Raw genomic sequence first — 6602 nt, forward strand, 5'->3', positions numbered from 1 at the left:
TCACAGGCCTGGTCTTTCATATCGCAGGCAAGAAGAGCAAGCGAAGCTGCCGAAGGGATTACTTCTTTGTCTTTAGCGGTCGCCAGTCTTGAGCCGAGGGACTGGGTTATCTCCGCTTCGTATCTTGCAAACCCTGGGCCGAAAACCTTAACCGTTTTACCTTCGTTCGCGAATTCGCCGAGAGACAGAGGCGCGATTACTGCTGGCCCGCCGAGTCTGGTTCTTCCCTTGTATAAGCCTGCAAAGAGTTCGCCCTTGTATGCGTCCATTACGGGGATTCGAAGCTCATCGTCCTTCTGCGTCTCCAGGCTTGCGTTCAACACATCGAGCGTCATTACCGGAATGATCTTCAATCCGCTGACTAAGGCGATTCCTTTTGCCATAAGCAGTCCTATCCTTAATGCGGTGAAGGAACCGGGTCCGATTGATACGGCTATTGATTCCGTATCTTCCATTTTTTTACCGCTTTTCTCCAATACTACTTTTACCATTCCGGCAAGCGCTTCGTTGTGGCTTGATTGAGTCTCTTTTGTTTCATCGGAAAGCAACACCCCATCTTCTGCAATCGCTACGCCTGTCCATCTGGAGGATGTTTCCAACGCGAGGATGACGCTCACTTCATTCGTTCCTCAATGGGGCCTTCAAACCGGAATTTTCGTCCGTTCTCTGCTTCAAACTCGATCATTATCAAACTGGTGCCAGAAGGCAGCCAGGGCGAACGGTCGGCCCATTCGACTATCATTATACCGGCCCTGGAGTATATTTCCTCAAGGTGCAATTCTTCTAGAGCCTTACCTTCAAGCCTGTAGAGATCGACGTGCTTTACTTCCGGGTCAGTATTGTAGGTTCTTACTATTATAAAGGAGGGACTCTGTACGCGTCCTTCGAAGCCGAGACCCTTGAGAATGCCCTGGATCAATGTTGTTTTGCCTGAGCCAAGTTCGCCTATCAGCGCCAGAATATCGCCTGGTTTTAGAAAACCTGAAATGCGCGTTCCTAACGACTTAGTCTCCTCGGCGCTCGTTGTCTCAAAACACTTCATTTTAACCTTGGTGTTCCTGTTTGTTAAGCCTGTAAAGGTGCCAGCATCCTTTTAGCGTGAGATCCCTGTCTATGATTCCGATAGCGGATGCAAGTGGAGCGAAACGTTCTGCAAGCCCTCCTGTGGCGACGAATGTGAAATCTATCTTGGTTTCCTTTCTTACGGCGGTCCTTGCCGCTTCAACTAATCCCAAAGTTAAAAGATAAGAGCCGGACTGCATGCATTCTTCGGTTGACCGGCCTACATAACGGGTTGGTTTTACAAGATCGACCTCGAAAAGCCTCGATGTTGACGAGACAAGATGCTGAAGGCTTGCTTCCAGACCTGGCGCGATAATGCCTCCAAGGAATTTGCCGTCTGCAGTGACAAAATCAATGGTCGTTGCCGTTCCGAAATCAACAACGGCTACATCTTTTCCGTACTCGAAAAATGCGGCTACGGCGTTGGCAATCCTGTCCGGGCCCAAGGTGGATATATTCCTGTAGCTCAACTCGATTCCCGTGGCTATGTAGGGAGTAACAACCAACGGGCTTCCAAGGTTCATTCTGTTCCGGAACATAGAAACGAATTTCGGCGTAAGCGAAGGAACAACAGAAGAGATTGCGGCGTCCCTTGGTTCTGATATGCCAAGGGTCTTTAAAAAAACATAGAGCTCATCCGGTGTTCTTTCTGGTTCAGTCGTAATTCTTGTAACCGAAACGATCTTCCCGTTTTCCGCTGCGGCGATTTTTGTCGCCGAATTTCCTACATCAACGAGAATTATCATAAGGCTCCTGTTATATGCATCAATGAAAGCTTAATGGTTTTGTTATCATCGGTTTCGACGACTCCGTTTCCGAATTCGTCTATATCCGACAGAATTCCTGGAACAATCTCCTTTCCATTGTGGTAGTTGATCTTCTGACGGTTCACAAGAAGTATATCTTTAATCCGGGAATAAAGACCTCTGAATTTTTGATTTTTTAAATCATAAAAACCCTCTAGCGTTGCGGCACCGAGGCGTAGCAGTATGTCTTCTATATCGAAGACTCTCCCTGTAATAAGAAAAAGCGATGTGGCCGGCATTAAGAATTCATCAGAAAGCCATTCCTGGTTTACATTTACGCCAACGCCTATGCCGGTTAAGGCTCCATTTTCCGTCCGCCATCCCTCGGCGAGTACGCCTGCAAGTTTTGCCCCTTTGGAAAGAATATCGTTCGGCCACTTCAAGTTAAGATTATTAGCAATATGCGAAAGCTCATCCAAAATGTAATATGCGCTTACAAGTGGGATAGCCCAGTCTTCTACTATTCTTTCGACTACAAGGGTAAAGTAGAGCCCGCCATCCTCCGAATGCCACGCCCTCCCCATTCTTCCTCTTCCTTTTGTCTGTCTTCCGGCACACACGAGATAGGGAGGAGGTAGTTTGATATTCCTGGCTGCATCCTGAGTTGATTCCAACTCATCTATGAAATCGACCAGAGAAAGCCCCAGCGCTCTTTTAATCCTTTCCGTATTCATCCTTGCTCAGTAATGACAAAGGCATGTAAAGGGAAACATAGGTATGGTTGTGCGGATGTTGAAAGGTCTCAACAGGGAAGTTGTTCATCTCGATGCCTTCCTTGATGGAAAGCATCATACCAGATTTAAGCCGCAGCTCAAGCGCAAACAGCAGACGTCTTTGTATGTATCCAGGGGGTCCCTTCCAGGGCTCGAGGATAGTCGTGTCGTTATTGTATCGGGTGCGTTTGGACTGCTGGTAGCCAGCCTCAAAAAGGAGAAAATCGGTTGCCTGCCAGCTTAAAAGCGTAGAGAGGATGTCGTAGTCGCTGTAGTATGTAACCGAATCCATTTTTCTTGAGACGTCCCAGAATCGGTATGCACCTCTTAATTCGAGTCTTGCCGTGGGCCAGAAAGATACGAATGGCTCCAACCACAGATAACGCAAGGTATCAAAAGTGACGAGGTTTTTACCGGGCCACGTTGTTTCTTCACGTTCGAGTCGCGCTTCAAATCTTGTACCCGCCCAAAACCCGTTGAAAGGTCTTAACTCGAGCCTGCCCCATGCACGGCTTCTATCATAAATCTTATCCCACACGTACTGCATGCTATCAGGCCAGTCAAGATACTGGTTAGCCTTGGTGCCTAACTCTCCGTGAAACCTTGCACGCAGCCATTCGAGTTCTCCCCGTGCGTCAATTTCAAACTTAAGCGGAATTCGGCGGAAGAGGTCGCGGTCAGGACCCGGCTTTGTATACATGAGACTGAATCCGTGGTCGAATCTCTGAGCGAGACAGTAAAAAGCCAGCCAGTTTCTGTCTTCTTGTCTGAACGATATGCCAGCTCCGGCTTCGTTGTAGTTCTTTTTATAGTAAGGCGTGATCACCAGATGAGTGTACAATGAAGGAATAACCATCATAGTTGGTTCGAACCGGTGTTCGGTAATCGTGTCGTCGTAGTTGCGCAGCATGTTAAACCTGTATCTCATACTGAATCTTTTGTTGAATTCCGCCTCCGCTTTAAGTTCATAAAGTTGATACCATCCTGAGAGATCTACACATCCCTGAGACGTGCGGAAGCCGTTTTTTGAGCTTTCGTATTGTTGCTCCCAGTAGTCTGAGAACTGAGCAATGAATGTGTTCATTCCGGCGTAAACATTAGTGTCGCCTGGTTGAGTATAGCCAAACAGTCCCCAAATAACTAAAAACATAGATGCAACTCTAACCGACGTAAGGGAAAAGTCAATACCGGCGAGCGAAACGCATCAAGGAACCATGCATATCAGTTCTCTCTGAAGCGCGGAATCGGAGGTTTTTTACATGAATATATGCTTCTTCTGCTCGGAGACGCCTTCCTCATCCTGAGTTGCACTTTTGGGAGTTTCTTACATGGTTGATTGCAGGGTAAAAAACATCTTTGAAGTCAGTTAAATAACATCCGACTCTTAAATTTATCCCAAGTGGTCGTTTTCCCGCAGAGAAGATTAAGACATTCTACCCTGATATATCATAGCAAGTCTACGTACTTTAGATTCTGAGAATCTTCGATTCCAGTGTTTTTGACTAAGTCGGAATTATTGTTCTTTGTTATTTTTTCTTCTTTGCCGAAGTCTGCTTGAATGATTCGTTCATCTCCTTGAGCCGCGATTCCACTTTAGCAAATACTGTCTTCGCGGGAACGCCGGTAAGAATCTCTATTCCTTCTTCAATACTTCCGACCGTCCATATGTGAAATTCGCCTTTGCGGACCGCATCAACGACCTCTTCTTTGAGCATGAGGTTTTCAAGATTACTTTCTGGAATCATGACACCCTGATTGCTTGTAAGACCTTTTGCCTTGCAAATGCCGAAGAAACCCTCAATTTTCTCGTTAGCGCCGCCGATAGGCTGAACTTTCCCTATCTGGTTTACTGAACCTGTTACCGCGATGCTCTGCGAGAGCGGGATTCCGGCAATGCTAGATATAATAGAATAGAGTTCGGCAGACGATGCGGAATCTCCTTCAACTTCATCATAAAGCTGTTCGAACGTCAAACTTGCCGATAAAGGCATAGGAAACGATTGAGCGAACTTTCCTCCAAGGTAGCCGGAAATTATCAATACTCCTTTATTGTGGATAGGTCCGCTCATTCTTGTCTCGCGCTCAATCTGCATAACTCCGGATTTTCCGAGCCAGGTACGGGCAGTTATTTTTACAGGCTTACCGAAAGAGTAGTCGCCGAGGGACATGACGGTTAGACCGTTTATCTCGCCTATCTTTTCGCCGTCTACGTCAATCAATATAGTCCCGCGGAGAATGAAATTCTCAAGTTTTTCTTCGTACATGCGGCTGCGATAAATCTTTTCGTCAAGCGCTTTCTTGACGTGTTTGGCTCTAACCACCGGTGAGTTTGCATCCATTGCCCAGAAGCTTGCCTCCGTGACTATATCTGAAATATGCAGAAAAAGGGTCGAAAGAAGTTTCTGATCTTCAGCCAGCCTTGAGCCGTATTCTACGATTCTTGCCACAGCGTTTCTGTCGAACGCCCTCAGCCCGTCCTGTCTGCAGCGGGCTGTGACGAACCTTGCATAAGCTGTTTCATTATCTGCGGTTCTGGGCATTGTTACGTCAAAGTCGGCCCTGACCTTGAAGAGTCTTCTGAAATCCTCGTCCAGTTCGTGAAGCATCCCGTATATCTGGGGCGAACCAATAAGAATGACCTTGAAATCAACAGGTATAGGTGATGGTCTCAGGGTCTCAATTATCGCGCCCCTTACCTTCTCAGAGATGTTTTCTATCTTCGCCTCTTTCGACAAAAGCGTTCTTTTAAGGGCTTCCCATGCAAAGGGGTCAGTCAGGAGCTCTCTTGCAGGTATTACAAGGTATCCGCCGTTAGCTTTATGAATCGAACCTGGTTTTATCTTCGAGAAATCCGTGACCATATTGCCGGCTACGTTGCGGTACTCAATCGCACCGAAGAGATTGTAGTAATTGGGGTTGTCCTCGAAGACGACCGGCGAGCCTTCCTTGCCTGAGTTATCGACAAATACGTTTACGCGATAACGCTCAAGAAGGCTCTTGAGACGGGCTTCCTGTTCAGCGTCCTCCTCGCGTTTCTTGAAAAGGTCTATATGCCTTACTATGTCGCGCTTAACCCAGTTAAGATACTTGCTCAGCCTTGTTTCGTCCTTGTGGCGCTCCATGAGCGGATCAAGCAGCTTTCCGAGTACGTAGTACGAGACCTTACGGTCGTAATCAAGGAGCGCTTCATTCTCATCATCCTCAACGCCTCTTACTTCTGAGAGTATTTCCTCTATCAGGTTGGTGAGTTCCTGTCCGGCCTGGCGTATCTTCTCCTGCTCATCCTCGGGAAGTGTCTGAAATTCCTGCTGCTCAAGCGGTTTACCGTCCTTCAGGGGGATAGGGAACAAACCCGTCGGCGCTCTCTGAATGGCGAAGCCGCGTTTCTGCGCCTCGACCGCGAGATTTTTGAAGAATTCCTCCTTTTTAGCCTCGAAATTCTTAACTACCTCCGCTCGCTGATTCGCGTAATCCTCGCTCGTAAATACATCCGGGATATCAGTTCTGCAAGCCTTGATGAAGTCGTCCATCGCCGATGCGAGCTGTTTTGCTATCCCTGTTTTCATGCCTATCGAAAGTGGTTCGCCGGGATTATCGAAGTTGTTGACGTATACCCAGTCGAGGGCATTCTTCTCCTCCTTTGCGCGGCGACGGACGAGAGACATGACGGTGGTCATTTTTCCGGTGCCGATAGGACCTGAAACATAGCAATTGTAACCATTTATACCGTGTGACAATGCGAAATTTATGGCTCTTACACCCCTTTCCTGACCGATTGTACCTTCCAGCGGCTCGATTTCATCGGTTGTTTTGAAGCTGAATCTGGAAGGGTCCATGGTCATGGTAAGTTTTTCAGGTGCAAGTCTCTTTTGTTCCCTCATAGAAGGTTTCCCTTTTTTAAAAGGAGCAGACTCTTTTTTCATGATTGAGTATATGAAATCACGCCTGACTTGTCAAACAGGTAAAAAGTATGTATGAAAACAAAGGGCGTGTCTAAGGCACGCCCTTTGTAAATCTCTGA

Annotated in this window: 6 protein-coding genes; all 6 read right to left on the minus strand. The window is 47.2% G+C overall.

Annotated features, from left to right (window positions below):
• Window positions 1-617 (minus strand): tRNA (adenosine(37)-N6)-threonylcarbamoyltransferase complex dimerization subunit type 1 TsaB (gene tsaB / locus GX441_06885; protein ID NLI98369.1); only part of this gene is annotated, 617 nt, incomplete at its 3' end.
• On the minus strand, window positions 614-1042 hold the full coding sequence (gene tsaE, locus GX441_06890; protein NLI98370.1) for a tRNA (adenosine(37)-N6)-threonylcarbamoyltransferase complex ATPase subunit type 1 TsaE: 429 nt from the start codon (window positions 1040-1042) through the stop codon (window positions 614-616). The genes tsaB and tsaE, both read right to left, overlap by 4 nt.
• Before the next feature lies 1 nt (window position 1043).
• Complete coding sequence (locus tag GX441_06895) at window positions 1044-1808, minus strand: type III pantothenate kinase (protein NLI98371.1); 765 nt, start codon at window positions 1806-1808, stop codon at window positions 1044-1046.
• Window positions 1805-2542 (minus strand): biotin--[acetyl-CoA-carboxylase] ligase, encoded by a 738-nt coding sequence (locus tag GX441_06900; protein ID NLI98372.1) that lies wholly within the window; start codon window positions 2540-2542, stop codon window positions 1805-1807. Before GX441_06900 ends, GX441_06895 begins: the two co-directional genes overlap by 4 nt.
• Window positions 2523-3731: a hypothetical protein gene (locus GX441_06905; protein NLI98373.1), complete on the minus strand. Its 1209-nt coding sequence runs from the start codon at window positions 3729-3731 to the stop codon at window positions 2523-2525. Before GX441_06905 ends, GX441_06900 begins: the two co-directional genes overlap by 20 nt.
• 376 nt (window positions 3732-4107) lie before the next feature.
• Window positions 4108-6504, minus strand: a complete 2397-nt coding sequence (locus GX441_06910) for an AAA family ATPase (GenBank protein NLI98374.1) — start codon at window positions 6502-6504, stop codon at window positions 4108-4110.
• Between the last annotated feature and the right edge of the window lie 98 nt (window positions 6505-6602).

The sequence above is a fragment of the bacterium genome (assembly GCA_012517375.1).
GTDB lineage: Bacteria > Hydrothermota > Tepidihabitantia > B3-TA06 > B3-TA06 > JAAYVC01.